General features: G+C 39.3%; 25 protein-coding genes and 1 pseudogene. 13 read left to right on the top strand and 13 right to left on the bottom strand.

Annotated features, from left to right (window positions below; genetic code table 11):
- Positions 1-664: 664 nt before the first annotated feature.
- The 13 genes from JMN12_RS10130 (at position 665) to JMN12_RS10185 (ending at position 6,925) form a co-directional block, all read left to right on the top strand.
- A complete protein-coding gene (locus JMN12_RS10130; RefSeq protein ID WP_009389122.1) occupies positions 665-1,000 on the top strand; it encodes a hypothetical protein in 336 nt (111 codons plus the stop codon).
- A 25-nt stretch (positions 1,001-1,025) separates the two neighbouring features.
- On the top strand, positions 1,026-1,460 hold the full coding sequence (locus JMN12_RS10135; protein WP_009413225.1) for a single-stranded DNA-binding protein: 435 nt from the start codon (positions 1,026-1,028) through the stop codon (positions 1,458-1,460).
- A 29-nt stretch (positions 1,461-1,489) separates the two neighbouring features.
- Positions 1,490-1,936 (top strand): hypothetical protein, encoded by a 447-nt coding sequence (locus tag JMN12_RS10140; RefSeq protein ID WP_203138978.1) that lies wholly within the window; start codon positions 1,490-1,492, stop codon positions 1,934-1,936.
- Positions 1,933-2,121 (top strand): hypothetical protein, encoded by a 189-nt coding sequence (locus tag JMN12_RS10145; RefSeq protein ID WP_203138979.1) that lies wholly within the window; start codon positions 1,933-1,935, stop codon positions 2,119-2,121. The genes JMN12_RS10140 and JMN12_RS10145 overlap by 4 nt, the downstream gene beginning before the upstream one ends.
- Before the next feature lie 24 nt (positions 2,122-2,145).
- The gene (locus tag JMN12_RS10150; RefSeq protein WP_009389118.1) at positions 2,146-2,379 is read left to right on the top strand and encodes a hypothetical protein; all 234 of its coding nucleotides are present in this window, start codon (positions 2,146-2,148) and stop codon (positions 2,377-2,379) included.
- 19 nt (positions 2,380-2,398) lie between these two features.
- A complete protein-coding gene (locus JMN12_RS10155) occupies positions 2,399-2,614 on the top strand; it encodes a hypothetical protein (protein WP_203138980.1) in 216 nt (71 codons plus the stop codon).
- 45 nt (positions 2,615-2,659) lie between these two features.
- On the top strand, positions 2,660-3,331 hold the full coding sequence (locus JMN12_RS10160) for a hypothetical protein (RefSeq protein WP_095900560.1): 672 nt from the start codon (positions 2,660-2,662) through the stop codon (positions 3,329-3,331).
- A gap of 14 nt (positions 3,332-3,345) precedes the next feature.
- Positions 3,346-3,843 (top strand): PRTRC system protein E, encoded by a 498-nt coding sequence (locus JMN12_RS10165; protein ID WP_203138981.1) that lies wholly within the window; start codon positions 3,346-3,348, stop codon positions 3,841-3,843.
- A gap of 27 nt (positions 3,844-3,870) precedes the next feature.
- Complete coding sequence (locus JMN12_RS10170; protein WP_009744763.1) at positions 3,871-4,089, top strand: PRTRC system protein C; 219 nt, start codon at positions 3,871-3,873, stop codon at positions 4,087-4,089.
- Between the two features lie 104 nt (positions 4,090-4,193).
- Positions 4,194-4,367, top strand: coding sequence for a hypothetical protein (locus tag JMN12_RS15295; protein ID WP_238423879.1), 174 nt, complete (start codon positions 4,194-4,196; stop codon positions 4,365-4,367).
- 104 nt (positions 4,368-4,471) lie between these two features.
- On the top strand, positions 4,472-5,353 hold the full coding sequence (locus tag JMN12_RS10175; RefSeq protein WP_238423880.1) for a hypothetical protein: 882 nt from the start codon (positions 4,472-4,474) through the stop codon (positions 5,351-5,353).
- A gap of 1 nt (position 5,354) precedes the next feature.
- Positions 5,355-6,077, top strand: coding sequence for a PRTRC system protein B (locus tag JMN12_RS10180; protein ID WP_203138984.1), 723 nt, complete (start codon positions 5,355-5,357; stop codon positions 6,075-6,077).
- 2 nt (positions 6,078-6,079) lie between these two features.
- Entirely contained in the window at positions 6,080-6,925 is an 846-nt protein-coding gene (locus JMN12_RS10185; RefSeq protein ID WP_203138986.1) for a PRTRC system ThiF family protein, read from the top strand.
- Between the two features lie 204 nt (positions 6,926-7,129).
- On the opposite strand, the gene JMN12_RS10190 is transcribed toward JMN12_RS10185, so the two are convergent.
- From JMN12_RS10190 to JMN12_RS10250, 13 genes and pseudogenes are all read right to left on the bottom strand, one after another.
- Entirely contained in the window at positions 7,130-7,411 is a 282-nt protein-coding gene (locus tag JMN12_RS10190) for a helix-turn-helix domain-containing protein (RefSeq protein ID WP_203138988.1), read from the bottom strand.
- On the bottom strand, positions 7,408-7,692 hold the full coding sequence (locus JMN12_RS10195; RefSeq protein ID WP_016419923.1) for a helix-turn-helix domain-containing protein: 285 nt from the start codon (positions 7,690-7,692) through the stop codon (positions 7,408-7,410). Before JMN12_RS10195 ends, JMN12_RS10190 begins: the two co-directional genes overlap by 4 nt.
- 86 nt (positions 7,693-7,778) lie before the next feature.
- The gene (locus tag JMN12_RS10200; RefSeq protein ID WP_203138990.1) at positions 7,779-10,010 is read right to left on the bottom strand and encodes a hypothetical protein; all 2,232 of its coding nucleotides are present in this window, start codon (positions 10,008-10,010) and stop codon (positions 7,779-7,781) included.
- A gap of 66 nt (positions 10,011-10,076) precedes the next feature.
- Positions 10,077-10,508, bottom strand: coding sequence for a TraQ conjugal transfer family protein (locus tag JMN12_RS10205; RefSeq protein ID WP_203138992.1), 432 nt, complete (start codon positions 10,506-10,508; stop codon positions 10,077-10,079).
- Positions 10,509-10,526: 18 nt separating this feature from the next.
- Positions 10,527-11,096 carry a conjugal transfer protein TraO gene (locus JMN12_RS10210; RefSeq protein ID WP_238423881.1) on the bottom strand — a complete coding sequence of 190 codons (570 nt, stop codon included), beginning with the start codon at positions 11,094-11,096 and terminating at the stop codon, positions 10,527-10,529.
- A gap of 5 nt (positions 11,097-11,101) precedes the next feature.
- Positions 11,102-12,013 carry a conjugative transposon protein TraN gene (gene traN / locus JMN12_RS10215; RefSeq protein WP_009744753.1) on the bottom strand — a complete coding sequence of 304 codons (912 nt, stop codon included), beginning with the start codon at positions 12,011-12,013 and terminating at the stop codon, positions 11,102-11,104.
- A gap of 94 nt (positions 12,014-12,107) precedes the next feature.
- On the bottom strand, positions 12,108-13,514 hold the full coding sequence (gene traM, locus JMN12_RS10220) for a conjugative transposon protein TraM (protein ID WP_203138997.1): 1,407 nt from the start codon (positions 13,512-13,514) through the stop codon (positions 12,108-12,110).
- Entirely contained in the window at positions 13,477-13,782 is a 306-nt protein-coding gene (locus JMN12_RS10225; RefSeq protein ID WP_009389096.1) for a hypothetical protein, read from the bottom strand. Before JMN12_RS10225 ends, traM begins: the two co-directional genes overlap by 38 nt.
- Positions 13,779-14,402, bottom strand: a complete 624-nt coding sequence (gene traK, locus JMN12_RS10230; RefSeq protein ID WP_009389087.1) for a conjugative transposon protein TraK — start codon at positions 14,400-14,402, stop codon at positions 13,779-13,781. Before traK ends, JMN12_RS10225 begins: the two co-directional genes overlap by 4 nt.
- A gap of 28 nt (positions 14,403-14,430) precedes the next feature.
- Positions 14,431-15,417 (bottom strand): conjugative transposon protein TraJ, encoded by a 987-nt coding sequence (gene traJ, locus JMN12_RS10235; protein ID WP_009389084.1) that lies wholly within the window; start codon positions 15,415-15,417, stop codon positions 14,431-14,433.
- A 10-nt stretch (positions 15,418-15,427) separates the two neighbouring features.
- Positions 15,428-16,057 carry a DUF4141 domain-containing protein gene (locus JMN12_RS10240; protein WP_009389083.1) on the bottom strand — a complete coding sequence of 210 codons (630 nt, stop codon included), beginning with the start codon at positions 16,055-16,057 and terminating at the stop codon, positions 15,428-15,430.
- 40 nt (positions 16,058-16,097) lie between these two features.
- Positions 16,098-18,576: pseudogene (locus JMN12_RS10245) on the bottom strand (TraG family conjugative transposon ATPase).
- A complete protein-coding gene (locus JMN12_RS10250) occupies positions 18,566-18,916 on the bottom strand; it encodes a DUF4133 domain-containing protein (protein ID WP_203138998.1) in 351 nt (116 codons plus the stop codon). Before JMN12_RS10250 ends, JMN12_RS10245 begins: the two are co-directional and overlap by 11 nt.
- Positions 18,917-18,918: the final 2 nt, after the last annotated feature.

Genomic DNA, 18,918 nt, shown 5'->3' on the forward strand with positions numbered 1-18,918 from the left:
AAAATCACCAATGAGAAAATCAGCAAGGATATGGAAATTGCTGCCGAACGATTAAAAAACTTAAAGATAGGATAACTAAAAAATTCCTTCTTAGAATTAAAATCCATTGATAACATTTCAAAAAGAGATGTGTCAATGGATTTTTTTGTTGCCTTACAGAAAGCCATTAGAAGAAAAAAAGACTTCAACAAATAAGGAAAAGGGTATTCGTTTGTCACAAATAGAAATACGTCATTAAGACTTACCTATTTTCCCTGTTTTAAACACTTAAGGCACGTAATGGCGGTTCGTTGTTCGAGTGCAAAGGTATTTCTGTGTTCTTAACGCTTCTTGCAAGGTCAAGCCCGATGGGTTTTCAAAAAAATCTCCAGCCCTTGTCCGTTGTCCTGCGGGTAGTATTTTTTTGAAAAACCTTGCAGAAGCTAAACACAGACCTTTTATGGCACTCGAAACGAAACCAGCTCATTCCGACCTTTAAGCGAATAAAAAAAATGTCAAATATGAGAAAAATGCCGCTTCTTACAGATTGTTTTTTGAAACGAATACCGCTTTTCCTCCCATTGTCGAATAAAAAATTTCAAAAAGACAACCCAAAAGTCGAAAATCGTGCGTATCGTGTCCAAACAAGCCGTAAAGCTGCATAAAACTCCTAAAATGCAACAAGATGAAAAAAGAACCCTGTATCGCAACTAAATTCGTTTCTCACGAAATAAGCCCCTTAGAACATCTGAAAGACTGCCAAGTCTATCAGCTCCGTGTAAAGCTCAATAGCGGTGAGAAACTCACCCGAACAGAGAAAAATTGGATTACCCAAGCGGTCAATAGTAACTGCTTTTTTAGGAATGCTATCCCCTTATTGGGCTACCGATTTGATTTTTCCGATGTACTAAAAAAGTTCATTGTAAAGCAGTATAATACTTGGTATGAATACTATGCTATCGACCGCACCAGCCTCCGTGCCTATCTTTATGGGCGCATAGACCAAATAGTAGAAATTTAGTAACCTAATAACAAATAGAACGCTTATGAATATCGTAGGAAGACTTACCGAAAATGCACAAGTGCAAACCCTATCAAATGGCAAACAAGTCGTTAATTTCTCTGTAGCAGTGAACGACAACTACCGAAACAAAGCAGGTGAAAACGTACAACAGACCTCCTTTTTTGACTGTGCTTATTGGCTCAGTACGGGAGTTGCTCCGTACCTTACCAAAGGTACATTGGTTGAATTGGAAGGACGAGTATCGGCACGAGCGTGGCTCAATCGTGAGGGAGAACCTCAAGCAGGCTTGAACTTTCACACCTCCAAAATCAAATTCCACTTTAGCAAGAAAGCAGAAGTAACACCTAATACCTCTGCAAGTGAGACAAATAACGCAAATGCCATAACACCTTTGCCAAAGCCCCAAGTTACAGCAGGGCAAGTAGCAGAGGAAGACGAGGACGATTTGCCTTTTTAAATGTATAACCCTTTAAAATTGAACAGAAAATGAATATCAGCAAAACACCTACAACACACCTATTGGTGTGTGCCTATACCAATAGCGAATGGGATAGTTGCGACTTTGCCCTTATCACCCTTACCGAGCAATGGTTTGAGAAAGTGAAAAAAGTAGCCCAACAAGTGGCTACCCTAAAGAGCAACCCCGATTTTGTGAACCTTAGTTTCTATGAAACAAGAACCGACTTTTATACCCTCAGCGATGAGGAACAGCCCGATTTATCCTTTTTGGAAGAACGTACTTGGGCTTTTGTGGAACTCACTGAGGAGGAATTAGCCTCTTTCAATACGCCTGAAAGCCGTTTAGATATTTACCGAAGCGTATTTACTCGATACGATGATTTCTATATAAAAGCCTATGGAAAATACTCCTCCGATGAGTATTGGACGGACGACATCCGTTTTGATGAACTTTTTAAAACCTTTGAAAAATGATAATAACAGACCTCAATGGTGCACCTATAGAGGTAACCGACCTTGATAAAGCCTTAGCGCAAGCCGATAGCTTTAGAGGCTATAAGCATACCAACAACACCCACAAGGCGTTAGACAAGAGGCTAAAAGCCTATTGGCAGAACTTATATATTAAACTAAAGCAACTCAAAGAAGCCCAAAACTAAACCCTTAATAAAACCTAACAGCCTATGGAAAGCGTTTACTTAGTCTATAAAACCGACAGCTGGCACTATATGAGTAGCCGTGTCCTTATGCAAGTATGCACAAGCAAGTACAAAGCAATCGAAGTGATAAAAGCCTATTGCAAGCGGTACAAGCTACCCTTTACCCAAGACGACCTAACCAACTTGCAATGGTACGACCAAACCCAATGTAGCAAAAGAAGCATTGAGTTTGAGATAGAACCCCAAGAAGTAGTTTAACCTAAAAAAGAGTATCCCAATGAAACCACTCAAACAACCCTTAGCAACCGACACCCAAGCCCTGTCCTATATAGGGATAATCATCCGAACTTTTGAGCCACTGCACTTTATAAACCTTAGCGACCAAGACCGAGAGGCAACCCTCAAAGCCCGACAAGCCTTAGAAGCTATCGTAAAGGCAAACGGCTACACAGTGAGTTATCGCACTGAAAACACTATTAAAAAAGTCCCTTAAAAGATAAGGATATAAAAACAGAAGTATTAATTTAAAAACGAAGTAATGAAGACACTTAACATAAATGTATTCCCCTATAGTGAGTTATCTATAACCTCTCAAAGAAAAGCCGTAGAACACTTTAGATACATCAATGTAGATAATGTAGATTGGTGGGAGGGTGATTTTATTGATTTTGTAGCATTATGCACCTATATCGGTATTGATGTACACCCTAAACAAATCTTTTTTAATGGCTTTTATTCTCAAAGTGATGGAAGCTGTTTTTTCTCTTACATAGATATTCCTAAAATGATAGATGGAATTTCTAAAAAGCGTTGGAGAGAAATTGCCCCTAACTTGCTCTTAGAGTTTGACAATTGCCCTATCCCTAAAAGAATTGTCAAATTAATAGAAGTTGGTGCTATTGACTACTATGCACTTACTAACATTCCTAAACAAGGTTATTATATAGATTTGGAAATCCAATTCTTTTTAGGCGATAAAACCTACAAACGTATAGAAGAAGCCTTAAACACTCTAAAGGAATGGTTACAAGAGAGTTTAGAAAATATCAATCACCACCTATTTTGTAGTTTGCGAAATAGTTATGAAACACTTATCGGTGACGAAGCTATTGCTAATAGCCTTATTACAAATGAATATCTATTTACCAAAGACGGATATTACAGCGACTACCTAATGCAAAAAATCAATATAACAGAAGTATCAATTTAAAAACGAAGTATCCAATGGAAACCCTTTTTTTCAATCAAATTGCTCAGTTAGCCATACAAGGCAAACTACACTTAGTCATAACTCAAGAAGCAAATAGCCAGCTTGTTGTATCAATATTGCTTGAGAATGAACATTGTTCAGACCCTGCTAAGCACCTTTTGCCTCCCTTAGTACTTAGAGGCACTGCCGAAGAATTAGACGCAGGCTTTTTTCAAAGCATCACCCAACCCTTAGAAGAAACCTCCTCTCTGCTTGTGAATATGGAGCAGTACATTGAGGCGCAAAAGCAAGCCCAAAGGCAATCAGCTATGGAAAAAGAAAAAGCCGAGAAACAACAAAAGAAATACGATGAGGCTATGAAAAAAGTAGCTGATTTAGAAGCGCAGGGCAAGTACCGAGAAGCGTGGTCAAAACTACCTCCTCCCGATGAGTTCCCTAACTATGCCGATAAAATCCGCAAAAAAAGGTCAGAACTATCCACACACTTTGCCCCTACCTTGTTTGAAGAATAAGTATTAACCCCTAAAAAAAGTATTGTTATGCTCATAGCTACCCAACTGAAAAGAATGTTTGTCTTTGAAGAAAACCGACAAACTATTCATCTTGCCGACCCTAATCCATCGTGGTCAGTAGAGCAAGTCAAGAATTTTTACAGCACCCATTACCCCCTGCTCACCAATGCCAAAGCAGGCACACCTTACGTAGAGGGAGACAGCGTTGTCTATCCCCTACAAATCACAATGGGTACGAAAGGCTAAATCTCTATTAATTCTAAAGCTATGAGCCTTGTAAAACAGCTTAAAACAAGGCTTATAGCTAAAATTACAAACATTATCAAAAACTAAAAACAAACTAAAAATGTATGCCACAGCAATCCCAACAAAACCTCGCACCTATACAAAGCGAAGCACAGAGAGAACTCTACCGCAGGTTAAGAGAGTTTTCCAAAGCAGTCCAACGCCCCAAAGACCGCTCACAGATACATCAAGAACAGCAACAAGTAGCCCCGAAAACTCTTTTGCCAATGGTTTTCTAAAAACGACCTTTCCTCCTAAAGTGTATCATTCAAGCAAGCACATCATTTTTAGTGGAGAGGAGCAGGCACAGCTAAAAACCACTCTCAAGTGTTCCCTTGCTCAAATGGCAGACCATTACGGCTTTACTCCCTTTCCCATAGAGCAGTACGACCTTTCTTGCGGGATTGCCTTAGCCCTTTCTTACAGCCAAGAGCAAATCAAAAAGAGAGATACCAAAGGTACTTTCTGTGAACTAAAAGTATTGAAAGCCCGCAATGGTAATGCTTTTTTCTCTTGCGAAGAACGTTTTTATTTGCCCAACGAAGTGTTTTTTGTTCCTCTGCAACCGCTTTATAAACTTCTGAAAGTACATAAAAACAAACCACTTTATGAACTATTTTTATCGGTATATGCCTACCTAAACCAACGTGCTTTTATAGCGAACTATGTACAAGAAGATTGTTTTGTGGCTTATGCCTATGAAATGTTGCAGGATTGTATTAGCCAAGACTATGAAGAAATAGCAGAAAAAGACCACCTCCTGCACCTTTTAAAGCAGGCACAACAAATAGGTGCTATTCTTTCCAAAAAGATACGAAACCCTTGCCATTTAGACTTTTTTCAAAGGCGTATAGACCGATTTATTCCTAAGAATGATTTAGAAGCCGAATGCCTTGCCCTTTCACAAGCCTTTTATACCTTGTGGCAGGATTTTCCTAATCACTCTATCTATACCCATTTGCACAGAGCAGAGGACTATGGGCAAGGTGAAGAGGAACTTTTTGAGGTAGAGAAATATCTATCTTTTGTCTATGAAGACCAAAGCGACCTATTCCATACCTATCTTTTAGATTGGCTCAATGGAGAATACTCCCAATGTAGTGAGATAGAACTCCCTACCATTTACAAACATTTTAACGGCACAACACCCCTTGCTAACTTTGATTTTGAACAGCGTTTCTTTCCTCTCTTAACCAAACTTATAACCCTTTTAAACCGCATTTAAAATGAAATATACAGACCTCTCCCCAGAAGTAGGGGAAGTATATCGCCCTACATCGGCACTTGTTTTTTACGAAGACAGTAACCGCTACAACCCACAGAGTTATGTAGAGTACTTACACCTTGATAGCAATGGTAACCCTACAAGCGCACAACCGCTTACCCTCGACCAAGCGCAAGCACTTGCCAAAACGCTCACCTGCCAAAAAGAGCAAGCAAAAGCCTTTCTAATACCCAAAGGTATTATCCCCCGCAGGGTGCTCCATCTATCCCATAAAGGTGAGGGGCAGGCTGTTTGGTACTCTAAAGCACAAAAAAAGCAGTTATTTTTTGCCTCCTCCCTCGCTATAGAAAGCAAAGAAGTAAATCTACCTCCTCTGTTGTGGAAAGCTACCCCCAAGAGCCTTTGGATATATGCTCTGCCGAAAAACCAAAAGCCACACCTTAATACACCTCTATGCTATGCGCCTTTTTTTAACGTTTATGAAAATGGCAATGTGTGTATGGGGTCAGTGCAGGTAGATGAGCGTAAAGCCTCTTGCTTAGAAGATTTTATCACCCAATGGGAAGATTATTTTTTCAATAGCTATTTTTCTCATCAATTAGGCTCATACCCTATAACCAAAATACCCTTAATAACCCTTTGGCAGGAACTCACTCAAAGTAATAAGCCTTTTCCTTGCGAACTGCTCAATCCCAATCATCTCACCTTACAACAAATCCTATAACAATGAAACAGAATACAAACATTCTCAACCCTTTCAATACCTCTGTCCAAGCACACAAAGAGCGGGTACATTTTACTGATACTGCTTTGCTCAACGCTACCAATCCTATTAAAGTACATCTGATAGGAGCAGGAGGCACAGGCTCGCAAGTAGCCACTGCTTTAGCACGTATCAACCACGCTTTGGTTGCTTTAGGACACGCAGGGTTATCGGTAACCCTTTGGGACAATGACTTTGTAAGCCCTGCCAATCTCGGCAGACAACTTTTTTCGGCTTGTGAGTTAGGAATGTATAAATCTACTGCCCTAATAAGCCGTATCAATCGCTTTTTTGGTACAGATTGGAGAGCGCAAACACAGCTATTTAGCACTGAGACCTTTTCCTCTGAAGAAGAAACAATGAGAGGAAGTATTTACCTTTCGTGTGTAGATAGCGCAAAGGCACGCTTTAACATTGGGGAAGTACTCACTCATTTAGAACGAGCTCACCACTACCACAACAACCCTAAGTATTGGTTAGATTTTGGTAACAGCACTCATTCAGGGCAAGTGATTTTAGGTACTTTACAAGCCATTGAGCAACCTCATAGTGATACCTTTATCCCTATAGACACCCTGCCTACTATTACCCAAGCCTTTGGAGAACTATTAACGCAATCCGAGCATAATGACAATACCCCAAGTTGCTCCCTTGCTGAAGCCTTAACCAAGCAAGATTTGTTCATTAACGCCACTCTCTCACAAATGGGAAGCACCCTACTTTGGAACTTGTTCAGAGAAGGACTCACTCCTTACAGAGGTTTTTTCCTCAACCTCAAAGACTTTCGTACACAACCCTTATTGGTTTAATTCTTAATAAAAACACCTCTTAGAGTATTTCTAAGAGGTGTTTTTATAACTGCTTGTCAGTGCTACTGACTGCCTGCTGGTGCTACCAGCCTTCTTTTCTTTGAGAAAGAAAAGAAGCAAAAGAAAGACCTTACAGATAGATTTTTTGTTAGTTTAGGATAAAGAGAAGCCTTATAAGATAGCTATTAAAGATAAAAAGAGGAGCTATTTCTTATAGTTAGCCTCCAAAATCTTTAGAATATCACTTTGTTTAAAGAGAATTTTACCACCAATTTGGATATAAGGAAAGAGCCCATCATCACGGTATTGCTGTAGGGTTCTTTTGGTGATATGTAGCAGCTCACAGACCTCCTTCCCTGATAAAAATACTTCGCCGTCAAATACAGGACGGAAGTTTTTAAGGATAAAGTCCATTTGTTCTTTTAGGTTTTCAAGCTGACTTAGGTAAGAGCCTAGTTCCTGGTGTGTTTCTGTGAGTAAGTTCATCGAGTTTGAAGGTTAGAGGTTAAAAGCTGTTCTACATCACTACGCTTAAAATAGTTCTTGCGGTGGATACACGAGAAAGGCAAGAGTTTTTGGTCTTTATAATACTGCAGAGCACGCTTACTAATGCCCAAAAGCAGACAAACCTCCTGAGAATCCAACCACTTTTCTTTTTGCCAAATACCTTTGTAAGTATCCATTACCACTTGCAGAGAATTGTTGAGTTGCTGTACATCTTTTTGTATCTGTTCAAAAACAGATTTTTCTATAACTACTACTTCCATTTGCATTATTTTGCGCAAAGGTAAAACAAAACAAGCCCACTTTTAGAAGTAGGCTTGTTTTGGAAGAGAAAGGAGGATTTTGGCTTTTACAAGGGTTCTAAATCAGATAATTTATTTTCAGTTCCTAATTCTTCAAATTCATTATTAATATTTATTTGGATAATTTTTCTATCCGATTTAAATTTTATATGCCCCACAAAAAGTAATCCCAATAGGATTTGTAATTTATTTTCTTTCTGATAATAGTTTATATCATCAATCCATTTTTCTTTTATAGCTTCATTTTCTGGAAGATTGATATCTATTACTGTACCATATATATTCCATTTGTCACTAATCTTTTTCACTTGTAGTTCTTGTTTGACTTCCTCTGAAATATCTGATTTTTCTATTTTAGGTAAATTAGATTTTTCTAAAATGAAAATAGTGTTTTTGAAATCTATTGCAGGTAAATAAATGATATTCTCTTTATATTTACTATTTTCTATTTTCTGAGTAGTTTCATATCCTCCACTAAACACTATTATTACAATATCTTCTTTGTCCTGAATAACTCTATCCATTCCTTCTAATAGATTATTATTGTTTAATAGATAGCGATTAGTTTTTGCAATTAAAAAACTATTAGAAATATCTCTTGGAATAGAATAACTTGAAATAAAATCAGCTAAACTACTATCAAAACCCATACAAGGGATATCATCATCTACAAAAAAAGATTTATTAGATAATGTTCTTTGTCCTAAAAAAGTAACCTTAAAATCAGTATCAAAATCTTCTGGATTATTAATTGGGAGATACTCTTCCAAACAATTCTCTAAGATTTTTTTCGATGATGCGTAAAATTGTTTTATTTTCTCTTGAGATAATTCAGCTCTTTTCTTTTTATCTGATATACGTTCGTCAATAGATTGTTCAAGTTCAATTATAAATTTATCTATTTCTGAATATTTTAGTTCATAGGTATTCCACAATTCAAGTTGTTCTAAGGCTTCTTTATCTTCTAAAACCTTATTCAAACAGAACTTAAAATAAGTAATTGATTCTTTCCAATTATACAATTCCATTAAAGATAAATCATATAAATATGGTTGATTTGTAGTATTAGAATAGTATAGAGTTTTTAGCAATTTATATTGCCTAATAAACAACACACATAAATAACGACAAATCCAAAAAACAACTTGTCTATTTGTTCCTGCACTATCCAAATTTGGAAACTGATATCTAGTAAAACCTATAATGAATATTGGGATTCGTTTATATTCATTTCTGAAAAATTCTATCCATTCAAATATTTGCTTCATATTATAAGGCAAAAGTTTATAATCAGGAGTAGATTGTTGAGAATAAGAAAAAATGTACTTCAATGCTTCATAGTTCTTAGAATAGAGCAATAAACCTCCTACAGCATAATGAAATTCTAAGAACCTTTTACGTTCTTCCTCTCTTTCTATAAATTCCTTTTCATTAGACCTGTCAAAATTTAGTGCAATTTCTTTTAGTCCCGTCCAAAAATATTGATTAGAATATGCCCAAAACTTACTTATATAATAAGTATTATTCCTAATTAATGTGATATTATACCATAGGTTATTATAAGTATTCTCTGATATTTTGATATCTTGAGTATCATAAGGTATTAATAGTTCCCCATTAATAGCACTATACCTAAGAGGCAATAGGTCTTTATAATTATTCTCGACACACTCATCAATTATACGACGAATCAATCCCGAAAACTCTTCATCATAGTTTAATTCTTTATCAGTATTGTTATATTCCTTTCTATACTTGATAACATAGTTAAAATAAAACTTTAATAATTTACTTTGTAAATCAATGTCTTTTGTGTTAACAGCATATATAGCTATATCATTAATAGACATAAAAGCATATTCTTTAGTTTTTCCATTAGAACTTTCATATCTTTTAATGATATAATCAAGTAAGTTATCTATATTGCTATTATATATAGAAATTTTTTTTATCCATTTGGAAAAGATAAATAGTAATAAAGCAGTTACTAAAAAAACTAATATGTTTGCAGAATTATTAATAAACCAATTATCCCAACCAAATAAAGGTTCAAATTTAAATATAAGGAGAAATAGAAGAAATAAAGAAAGGTACAATATCCATTGAAAAGAACTTTGGTTATAAAATCTCTCTTGTTTAAATAAAGCTATAATGTATTTTGAATGATACTTTTCTCCTATATTAGAAATATTGTTTAGAATTATAGGATATGCTGTTCCTAACAATATGATTATTAAAGGAACACAAATTTCTACAATGTTATTTACTGAGGGTTGCATCTTATTTTGTTTTATTTAAGACTGCAAAACTACAAAAAAAATCCCGAATTAACGGGATTTTTCTTTTTACTCTTTCTTCACATTAAACTCAAAATCAAGTTTTTGTTCATTGCCGAAGGAGTCGCTTATCCAAACGGAGAAAGACTGGTTAGCTTCTGAGGCAGAAGTGTAGTAAAGCCTAAACGCTTCTTTGGAGACAAGAGGATAGACATCATTAACAAGTAAGACTTCTCCTTGTGGAGAGGTACGCAAACTACCTTTTCCCTCATACTGAAAGTAACGAATAAAATAGCGGTTCTCATCGTACTGGTAGGGAGAGCGCAACTCACAGCGTATTTCTACCGTATCGGTTTTACCTATGCTTTTAGGTACAGGCAATACCTTTACCTCAAAAGGAAAGTTTTGTTGTACGTCTAACTCTTTTTTACAAGAGGTGAATAGGCTCACACATAGCATTGCAATAAGTCCTATTACAATTTTTTGATTTATTTTCTTCATTGTATTGTCTTTTAAAGGTTAAAACATATAACGCAGTCCTACAGTAGCACAGGAATGCAGTAGCTCAAAGGAACTTCCCCACAAAGCCGCTACCTTGCCAGAGCAAAGTACTAAAAAATGATCACTTAGGTAAGTCTCTATCTGCAAACCTACCTGTGCACCATAGAGAAAATGGTTTTCATTCTTTAGCAAAGCTCCATCAGGAAGGAGGCTTTTGCTATGATTGACTACCTCATAGCCCAAAAGAGCTTCTGCTCCTAAGTTCAAAGCTACCGTTTTACTGCTGTCACTGACTAAGGCAAAACTATACCCTCCTGCGCCTATATACCTCTCAACGGGTATATTCAGACTCTTGTAAGGGTACAATCGCCTTTGATATTCAAGGGCAAAATGCTTGTAGTTACCCCTTTTAGTATTGATACTATAGCCCAACTGTACCCCAAAATCATCAGAAAAGGAGGAAGTAAAAGCCTCTGCAGGTGCAACCCAAGAGAGCGAGATACCTTTTTGCTTGGGTAACAATCGCTGTGCCTGGGCAATGGAGCCTCCTAAAAAGCACAGACAAATACAAGTGATAATTCTTACCATTGGCATTAAAATTTAAGGTTAAACTGTTCAATAGGGCGAGCGGCTATAATCTCCTCGTTGGTGATAAGGAACGATTGGTAACGAGAGCCGTTCTTTTCAAAGATTTCTACCCGCAAAACCTTGTCATCAGAGAGGGTGAGTTGGTCTAACATATACACCGAGCGGGCTTCTTTATGCGCCTTTAGTAGCGATATAGGTTGGTATACGCGCAAGGGATCAACGGGCACTTCTTGTACAATGCTCTTTTTGGTGGTCTTCTTATCAATGATTTTAAAAGTGATAAAATCTACTTCAAAAGGCAGGTTAGAGCGATTGGACAATTGCACATCTACATAGAGTTTGCTATTGTGTACATAGATGCCTTTTAGTAGCCACTGTATACCTGCATTCTCTGAACCTATATGCTTGATGTAATTCTTCTTCTGATGATAGATAGATGACATAATAATTTGTGCTACCGCAGGTGATTCCCAGCCTGTATCGGAGAAGAGAATATCCGATTTCACATTGTTGCCTTGGGGCATTCCTCTGCCAAAATCAATGGTAAGAGGCTGTGGCGTGGTGTGATAACTTACCTCAAAGCTATAAAAGCCTCCGTCTTGAGTGATGACCGATAGGTTGGTGCTATCGGTAAAGTCTGTTTTAGCTGCCTTTACCCTTAGTACATTCTCGGCATCTTTCACCTTGTCAGCTACTAAGTTTTCACTGCCTAAATCCACATAGCGGATAGAAGCAGGAAAGATAAGATGAGTTGTTTGGTCATAAGCTACCTGCAAAGGATACGGCACTACCTTTCCTGATTGAGCTAAAAGTTCCTTTTTCTCAGTACTGAGGGCTGTGTTTTCCTTTGCCTCATTCTGGGCTTGCACGGTAACAGTAAGCATTGTTACCGATAAAAATAAGTGTAATTTACGCATAAATAAAATGATATTAAGTGTGTTTAATAGGTTGAAAAATAAATAATTGTGTTGTTTTGTGCTTTGTTGTATGTTTATGGGTTTGTCTGAAAGGCTATTTTTTAGAGATGAGTAGGAGCTGATAACCTGCTTTAACTCTTATGGAAGGCTGTGCAATCTTTTTAGAAAGATAAGACGTACCTCCTTGCACGACCCCTTTGCTCAGCTCAGAGACAATTTGGTCTTTGGCTGAAGAGCTAAAGGTAAAGCTACTCCCTGAACTTTTGCTCATTCCTGCTGCTATCTCTCTAAAGGCATTGGCATCGGAAGAAGCGGGCAGGTATAATCCTTGTTGCCCATCGATGTCGTAGGCAGCTATAGAGACAGGAATCACTTTGCCCTTGTACTCTAAGGATTTTACGGTGAGTAACAATCTATCACCACTCACTTTAGCAGAGGCTGTAAGCAGTTCTCCTTTAGGAATGAGTATGCCTGCTACTCGTATAGGCTCTAAAAGTCTTAGTTGCACCCTTGAGTTTTCTCCTAATAGCTGTTCAATATGCGTACAAGCGCGAATGCTATTCTTTAGGATACTACCTTGTGGCTTAAAGCTCTCGCCATTGAAAAAAGCGGTCTGTTGCTCCTTTACCCATTCTTGCAGAGCCTCCTTCTCGGACTGCTTGCGGGGCAAACGACTGACTACCTTTTCCTCTGGGGTATAGACAGGAGCGATGTTTTTACTCTGTTCTGCATTATCAGCTTCGCTACTATTGTTTCCCTCGCCCTCTTGCGAGCCTGCACCACCCATCATTGAGGGGTTTTGTTGTCCTTTAGGCAAATATCTTGAAGCCATTTCATAAGACTTTTCCATCAATGCCATTTGGGCATCTATAGAGGTAGGATCTTGCTTGTTGGAGAGTTGAGACTTGAGTGAGGCTATCTCTTCTTTGAGTCGTTGTTGCTCCTCGTAAGCACTATTGTCTTGGTAGAAACTGCCTAAAGTCTGGTGAATATCGCGATAAGACTGGGCAGAACGCTCAAAGGCATTAGGGGTAGCCTTGCGATAACGTGGGGAGGGTTCTTCTTCCTCCTCGATAGCTTCAGGATACTCCTCGCCTTCATCTTCCTGCCAATAGTCTGACAGCGCATTGAGAGAGGCTTTTTTATCAGCTTCTTTTTCTTCTAAGAGGGCTTCTTCGTAGGCTTTTTCCTTATCAGAAGGCAAGAGTGTCTCGGTAGCTTGTGGTATTGCCTCATTGATGCCTACTTGTGTTTGCTCTTGCTCACTTCCGCCACCAAAAAGCAGATACATACAAGCGAGGAAGATTATCCCCATTAGGGCATAGATGACAATTTTCTTGAGTTGTTGTTTTTTAGCAAGGGCTTTTTCCTCATTGCGCTCTTGGAGGGCTTTTTCCTCTTCTTCACTGACCAAGAAACTCGGTGTAGAAGAAGAAGCGTTAGCCTTATCTGAGACAGGGGTATTACCGTTTTGCTCTGGAAGGGGTGTGTTCTTTTCCATTATTAAGTTGTTTAAAAATTAACGAATCCTTTTTTGGGGTATTTCCCTCTGTAGGTACAATAGCCTTGTTGTCAATATGCTGTATGGCAGGGGCTTCGCCTTGGTGGTACTCTTGGTAAGCGTGCCATAGTATAAAAAGAGTAAGCAGCGAGTAGACTGCAAAGGCTAAGAGTACCAAGCGTTTTCTTTGTGAGGGTGAAAGTCCCTGACAATAGCTTTGGGTTTGCTTTTTTAGAGAATGTATCTCTCTTTGGATTTTGGCTATCATCTCTCTACAGTTCTAAGGTCTTTGTTTTCTATTACATTGAACTGTTCGATGATAAACCCTTGAGGGTTATTATCAGAACGCACGGAGTTAATCAACCGGCAGGAGGTAATAAGACTCCTTTCGGTGATGTTGCTGGCACGAGTGATGAACTGTTTGGCAAAGGTTTCTACCTGATAAGGATAGCTATTAAAGTTACAGCGCACGCTATCGATGACTACCCTTTGGAGAATATTGCCAGAGATGATGCGGTTGTAATAGCCTTTTTCAGCCAAATCTTTATAGTAGTTAAAGGCAGATTTATCAGCCATAAAGAAGGCACGTTTGGTATTGTCTTCAATTGCTTTTTTATCAGGGGCTAAGTTGAAGAAGAGTTCGTGAAACCTGCGCACGTGTTCTTTAGCCTCGACAGGGCGATTGATTTTCTCATCTTGAGAGAGTGCCAGCATTAGTGATTTACCGTTGTCTAACACATAGATTTTCTCGCGCTGTTTCTCAGCAAAGTAATAGGCATAGCCTACAGCGAAGATACTCACGCCTGAGCAGAGCACTGCAAAGGCTATGGCATACATACGGATTTGCTTGAATCCGTTTTCGATGTTTCTAAAGATTTTAAATTCCATTAATTTTAGTATTCAATTAGACTTGTTTTTACTTCATTAACCTACCTGTAATATTACCTGAAAGAGAGCCAGCTCCTGCACCTGCTATATTACCCGCATTAGAGGTAGCTTGGTTTACATTTCTACCATAATTACCCATACCTCCTGCTTGTATAATCCAACCTGCTACAGTAGGAATGGTAAAATAGCCTATGATACCAATGACCATAAAGATAATGTAGGCTGTGTTGGTAGTATCAGGAATGAAACTTGGGTCGGAGAGTTGTTCGATGTCTCGTTGTAAGATAAGGGATTGGATACGTGCTAAAATAGCACTGAACAAATCGGATACAGGAAGCCATAGATAGACACTCACATAACGAGTAACCCATTGTAGTAAGGTAGATTGAAATCCATCCCATACCGAAATGGCAAAGGCTATAGGTCCTAAAATAGACATCACCACAAGAAAGAAAGTGCGTATGGTGTCAATCACTAAAGCGGCTGCTTGAAAGAGCATTTCGAGTAGTTCACGAAACCACGATCGGATGCTTTGCTTGAGGTCATACATCCCTCTTTCAATGTACATTCCTGCCATTACAGCCATATCTTCGGGCATCCAACCTAATTCATCAATCTTTTTGTCAAACTCTTCATCTGAGACGAGATAGGCAGTTTCGGGGTTGCGCAATTGTGCTTCTCGCTCTAATCGGTCTTTTTGCTCTTGTAGTTTGTGCAAATCGAGCGTTTGTCCTTCTAAGATGCTATGGGTACCCGTTACCACAGGGCTTAGCACTGTATTCATTGTTCCTAACACCAGAGTAGGGAAAAATATCACACACAGCCCTATGGCAAAGGGACGGAGCAAGGGATACACATCCACAGGTTCGGCACGGGCTAAGGCTTGCCATATACGCATTGCCACATAGAACAGTGCCCCTAAGCCTGCCAAGCCTTTGGCTATGGCAGACATCTGAGCTGTTAGGGGCATCATCTCATCGTATAAAGTACGGAGTATTTGGTGTAGATTTTCCATTTATCAGTTTTTACCAGTATTTGAGTTCCGTTCCATAGAGTGAAAGTACCTTTTGCGCATCGTTTTGCTTCTTAGCACGTAGGTAGCTTACCGAGATGTTTTTCTGGGTGTAGTAGCGTACTAAATTATAGTACTCTTTCACTTCCTTATGCACCTTGTCGATAATGTCCATACGCTCTTTGTCGTTCATCGATAGCGAAGAACTATTGACGATTTGTTGCAGGTCTTTGAGCAGTTTAGAACTTTCCCCCAAGAGCTTGGAGTAGCCATTGGCAATAGCCGACAACTCTTGAGAGGAGAAGTTAGGGTCTTGGCTCATCTTCTTGAAGTTGGTTACATACATCTTGGAGATGTCGCCGACAAGTAGCACCGTTTCCTGTACCTTGCGAGCATCTTTTACCAAGTTATTTACCTTTTTCAGAGCATCGTAATACTCCTTGCCTTGGTTGTATAGCTTTTCCACCTCTCGGAAGTTGTTGAGCATATTCTTAGCTGTTGAGGAGGTCTGCACTATCTGCTGGGTAGTGTTGATAATGCTCTGAGCAAAATTAGTCGGGTCAGTTACTACCCATTGTGCGCTTAGTTTGGGGCTTGCCAGCATAGCTATAGCAAAAAGCCCCGTTAATAACATTTTTTTCATTGACTTTAATTATTATGATTTACGTATGATTATTAGTTTATTACAGTCCATTAGCCATTTGTACAATGGCTTTTTCCAAATTGCCGTCTAACTTCTCGGAGAGTTCCATCACTTGGTGTTTTTCGCTCTCTTCAGTGGTGTAGGCAAAGTATTCTTCTCGGCTTACTTCTGTAGCATATACCGCAGAGTGTGTGCCTCCTAAGCCTATCCACACTTCTTTGTATTTGCGACGAGAGTCGTTAGAGAGATTGATAGATAGGATTTGCGACTTCTCTTTCTCGGTAAGTCCTAACATCATCGAACTTGTTCATATACTTACGCTGGTCGAGCAATATCTTGCAATCGGAGTTGTTGATGATAGATTCCTTCACGATAGGTGAATGGATAATATCATCTACCTCTTGGGTTACAATCACTGCCTCACCAAAGAACTTACGCACGGTTTTGAATAGGTACTTGATGTACTCCGCCATTCCTTCTTTGGCAATCGCTTTCCACGCTTCTTCGATGAGAATCATCTTGCGGATACCCTTCAGACGTCTCATCTTATTGATAAACACCTCCATAATGATGATAGTAACCACAGGAAAGAGTATCGGGTGGTCTTTAATCGCATCGATTTCAAAGACGATAAAGCGTTTGGAGAGCAGGTCTAACTCCTTGTCAGAATTGAGCAGATAGTCGTATTCACCTCCTTTGTAATAAGGCTCTAACACGTTGAGGAAGTTAGCCAAGTCAAAATCTTTTTCTCTAACCTGCTTCTCTTGTAGTATGGCTCGGTAGTCATTCTTGATATACTCATAAAAGCCATTGAAAGAGGGCGTGTGCGAGGGATTGTCTTTTACCAATTGCAGGTAAAGGTTCACTGCATTGGAAAGGGCTACCTCTTCCGCACGTGTAGGAGGCTCATTGTCTCGCTTCCAAAGGGTGAGTATCAGTGTTTTAATACTCTCTCGCTTTTCAATGTCAAACACTCCATCATCGGTGTAGAAAGGGTTAAAAGCAATAGGGTTGTCTTCGGTATAAGTAAAGTAAATCCCGTCCTTTCCTTTGGTTTTGTGGTGAATAAGCTCACAAACCCCTTGGTAGGAGTTCCCTGTATCTACTAAAACGATATGCGTTCCTTGTTCGTAATATTGCCTTACTAAGTGGTTCGTGAAAAAGGATTTGCCACTACCCGAAGGTCCTAAGACGAACTTATTGCGGTTGGTGATAATCCCTTTCTTCATAGGCTCATCGGAGATATCTAAGTGGATAGGCTTGCCTGTGAGCCTGTCGGCCATCTTAATGCCGAAAGGACTGGAAGAACTTTGATAGTTGGTCTCCTGAGTGAAAAAGCACAAAGCGGGCTCTATAAAAGTATAGAAAGTCTCTTCACTGGGGAAGTCGGCAGCATTGCCTGCAATACCTGCCCAATAGAGAGTTGCCGTATCAATGGTGTTATGGCGAGGCTTGCACTCCATTGACGCCAAAGCGCTACCCACATCGTTTTTTATACTCCTGAGCTCTTGTGGGTTGTCCGACCATGCCATCACATTAAAGTGCGCTCTGATAGAGGAAAGTCCGTAAGAGTGTGCCTCATTGAGGTATTGCTCTATCCATTCTTTGTTGATTTGGTTGCTACGGCTGTATCTTGAAAGTGAATGCATATTGCGTGCTGACTTCTCAAACTGTCTGAGGTTCTCATCGGAATTGTCCAAGAACAGATATTGGTTATAGATATGGTTACAACTCAGTAGCAAGCCCACAGGAGCTGCAAACGATAAACGGCAATCGCTCTTATCGGTAGAGAGTCGCTCGTAACGGCTATCGGCTTGTACCTTAGAAGGCAAATCTTCTGTATCTGATAAGGTATGCACACAGAGTCTTTGGTTACCAATGCGCATTTGTTCGGCAGAGAGGCATATATCTTGCAGGCTCTCTTTCTCATTAGTGGAAAGACTGAGATACTGCTCAAAGAGTCCCTTTTTGTGAGGAGTACCTATGTAGTCCTCCGTTTTAAGCTGGCGGAGTTTTATTAGGTTAGAGTCGTTTAAGATGCGTTCCAGCTGTGCTACCGCTTCCAAGAACTGGGTGGCGTGTTCTCGGTTAGTGAGCTCCTTAGGCAAGAAGTTTCCTTTGCAAAGGGAGGAAAAGTTGCTTTGGGCTCTCATTCGGTTTTTAGTGGTTTGGGTGATAAATAGGTAACATCTGTGATTTAAGAACGGACGTTCGTTAAAATGCTTTTCATACGAATGAGAGAGAAAACTCAGATTCTCGCCTTGCAGTTCAGGTTCGTATTGTTCCTTGATAAACCAGTCCTGTTTGTGGATAACGGTATACTGTGGCAATACTTTGATAGCCTTATGCCAAAGTGAGTGGAGTATCTCATAGTCCTCACCCGAAATGGTAAAGAGCTCTGGAAGCTGCACCTCGAAGCCGACGCTGATGTCGGCTTCTTTGGTGAGTAAGCAGTCTTGTTCTATGGCAAGAATAGGGAACTTACTCTCTAAGGTATTGATTTTAGAACTATTTCTCATTGAGGGTTGTTTTAGGTTTAGGGTAACGAATAAATTGGCGTGGTGATCTTTGGTGGCGTAGGTATTTGGGGTGGCGTTTGCGAGCTGCTTGTTTCATCAGGCCGTGTTCACCGTATTTTTGATTCAGTGAAAAAGTCTGCCAAACCACAAGGCTGACCATACTAACGCCTACCCCCAGGCATACAAAAGAATTGACCCCTATCGTGTAGAGGATCATCACCAAGATAAGCACCGAGAGCAGTCCTCCTGCAAAGATGAAGAGGTACTGCGCTTTAAGTCCTTTGAACTCTACACTTCTGCCGATGCCTTTGTTGATAGAATAGCTATTTTTTGTCTCCATAA

It is taken from the genome of Capnocytophaga genosp. AHN8471 (genome assembly GCF_016806945.1).
Taxonomy (GTDB): domain Bacteria; phylum Bacteroidota; class Bacteroidia; order Flavobacteriales; family Flavobacteriaceae; genus Capnocytophaga; species Capnocytophaga periodontitidis.

Bases quoted from the DNA above. Each gene is read 5' to 3' on its own strand.
- JMN12_RS10130 (WP_009389122.1), top strand. From the start codon at position 665: ATGAAAAAAGAACCCTGTATCGCAACTAAATTCGTTTCTCACGAAATA.
- JMN12_RS10135 (WP_009413225.1), top strand. From the start codon at position 1,026: ATGAATATCGTAGGAAGACTTACCGAAAATGCACAAGTGCAAACCCTA.
- JMN12_RS10140 (WP_203138978.1), top strand. From the start codon at position 1,490: ATGAATATCAGCAAAACACCTACAACACACCTATTGGTGTGTGCCTAT.
- JMN12_RS10145 (WP_203138979.1), top strand. From the start codon at position 1,933: ATGATAATAACAGACCTCAATGGTGCACCTATAGAGGTAACCGACCTT.
- JMN12_RS10150 (WP_009389118.1), top strand. From the start codon at position 2,146: ATGGAAAGCGTTTACTTAGTCTATAAAACCGACAGCTGGCACTATATG.
- JMN12_RS10155 (WP_203138980.1), top strand. From the start codon at position 2,399: ATGAAACCACTCAAACAACCCTTAGCAACCGACACCCAAGCCCTGTCC.
- JMN12_RS10160 (WP_095900560.1), top strand. From the start codon at position 2,660: ATGAAGACACTTAACATAAATGTATTCCCCTATAGTGAGTTATCTATA.
- JMN12_RS10165 (WP_203138981.1), top strand. From the start codon at position 3,346: ATGGAAACCCTTTTTTTCAATCAAATTGCTCAGTTAGCCATACAAGGC.
- JMN12_RS10170 (WP_009744763.1), top strand. From the start codon at position 3,871: ATGCTCATAGCTACCCAACTGAAAAGAATGTTTGTCTTTGAAGAAAAC.
- JMN12_RS15295 (WP_238423879.1), top strand. From the start codon at position 4,194: ATGCCACAGCAATCCCAACAAAACCTCGCACCTATACAAAGCGAAGCA.
- JMN12_RS10175 (WP_238423880.1), top strand. From the start codon at position 4,472: ATGGCAGACCATTACGGCTTTACTCCCTTTCCCATAGAGCAGTACGAC.
- JMN12_RS10180 (WP_203138984.1), top strand. From the start codon at position 5,355: ATGAAATATACAGACCTCTCCCCAGAAGTAGGGGAAGTATATCGCCCT.
- JMN12_RS10185 (WP_203138986.1), top strand. From the start codon at position 6,080: ATGAAACAGAATACAAACATTCTCAACCCTTTCAATACCTCTGTCCAA.
- JMN12_RS10190 (WP_203138988.1), bottom strand. From the start codon at position 7,411: ATGAACTTACTCACAGAAACACACCAGGAACTAGGCTCTTACCTAAGT.
- JMN12_RS10195 (WP_016419923.1), bottom strand. From the start codon at position 7,692: ATGGAAGTAGTAGTTATAGAAAAATCTGTTTTTGAACAGATACAAAAA.
- JMN12_RS10200 (WP_203138990.1), bottom strand. From the start codon at position 10,010: ATGCAACCCTCAGTAAATAACATTGTAGAAATTTGTGTTCCTTTAATA.
- JMN12_RS10205 (WP_203138992.1), bottom strand. From the start codon at position 10,508: ATGAAGAAAATAAATCAAAAAATTGTAATAGGACTTATTGCAATGCTA.
- JMN12_RS10210 (WP_238423881.1), bottom strand. From the start codon at position 11,096: ATGGTAAGAATTATCACTTGTATTTGTCTGTGCTTTTTAGGAGGCTCC.
- traN (WP_009744753.1), bottom strand. From the start codon at position 12,013: ATGCGTAAATTACACTTATTTTTATCGGTAACAATGCTTACTGTTACC.
- traM (WP_203138997.1), bottom strand. From the start codon at position 13,514: ATGGAAAAGAACACACCCCTTCCAGAGCAAAACGGTAATACCCCTGTC.
- JMN12_RS10225 (WP_009389096.1), bottom strand. From the start codon at position 13,782: ATGATAGCCAAAATCCAAAGAGAGATACATTCTCTAAAAAAGCAAACC.
- traK (WP_009389087.1), bottom strand. From the start codon at position 14,402: ATGGAATTTAAAATCTTTAGAAACATCGAAAACGGATTCAAGCAAATC.
- traJ (WP_009389084.1), bottom strand. From the start codon at position 15,417: ATGGAAAATCTACACCAAATACTCCGTACTTTATACGATGAGATGATG.
- JMN12_RS10240 (WP_009389083.1), bottom strand. From the start codon at position 16,057: ATGAAAAAAATGTTATTAACGGGGCTTTTTGCTATAGCTATGCTGGCA.
- JMN12_RS10250 (WP_203138998.1), bottom strand. From the start codon at position 18,916: ATGGAGACAAAAAATAGCTATTCTATCAACAAAGGCATCGGCAGAAGT.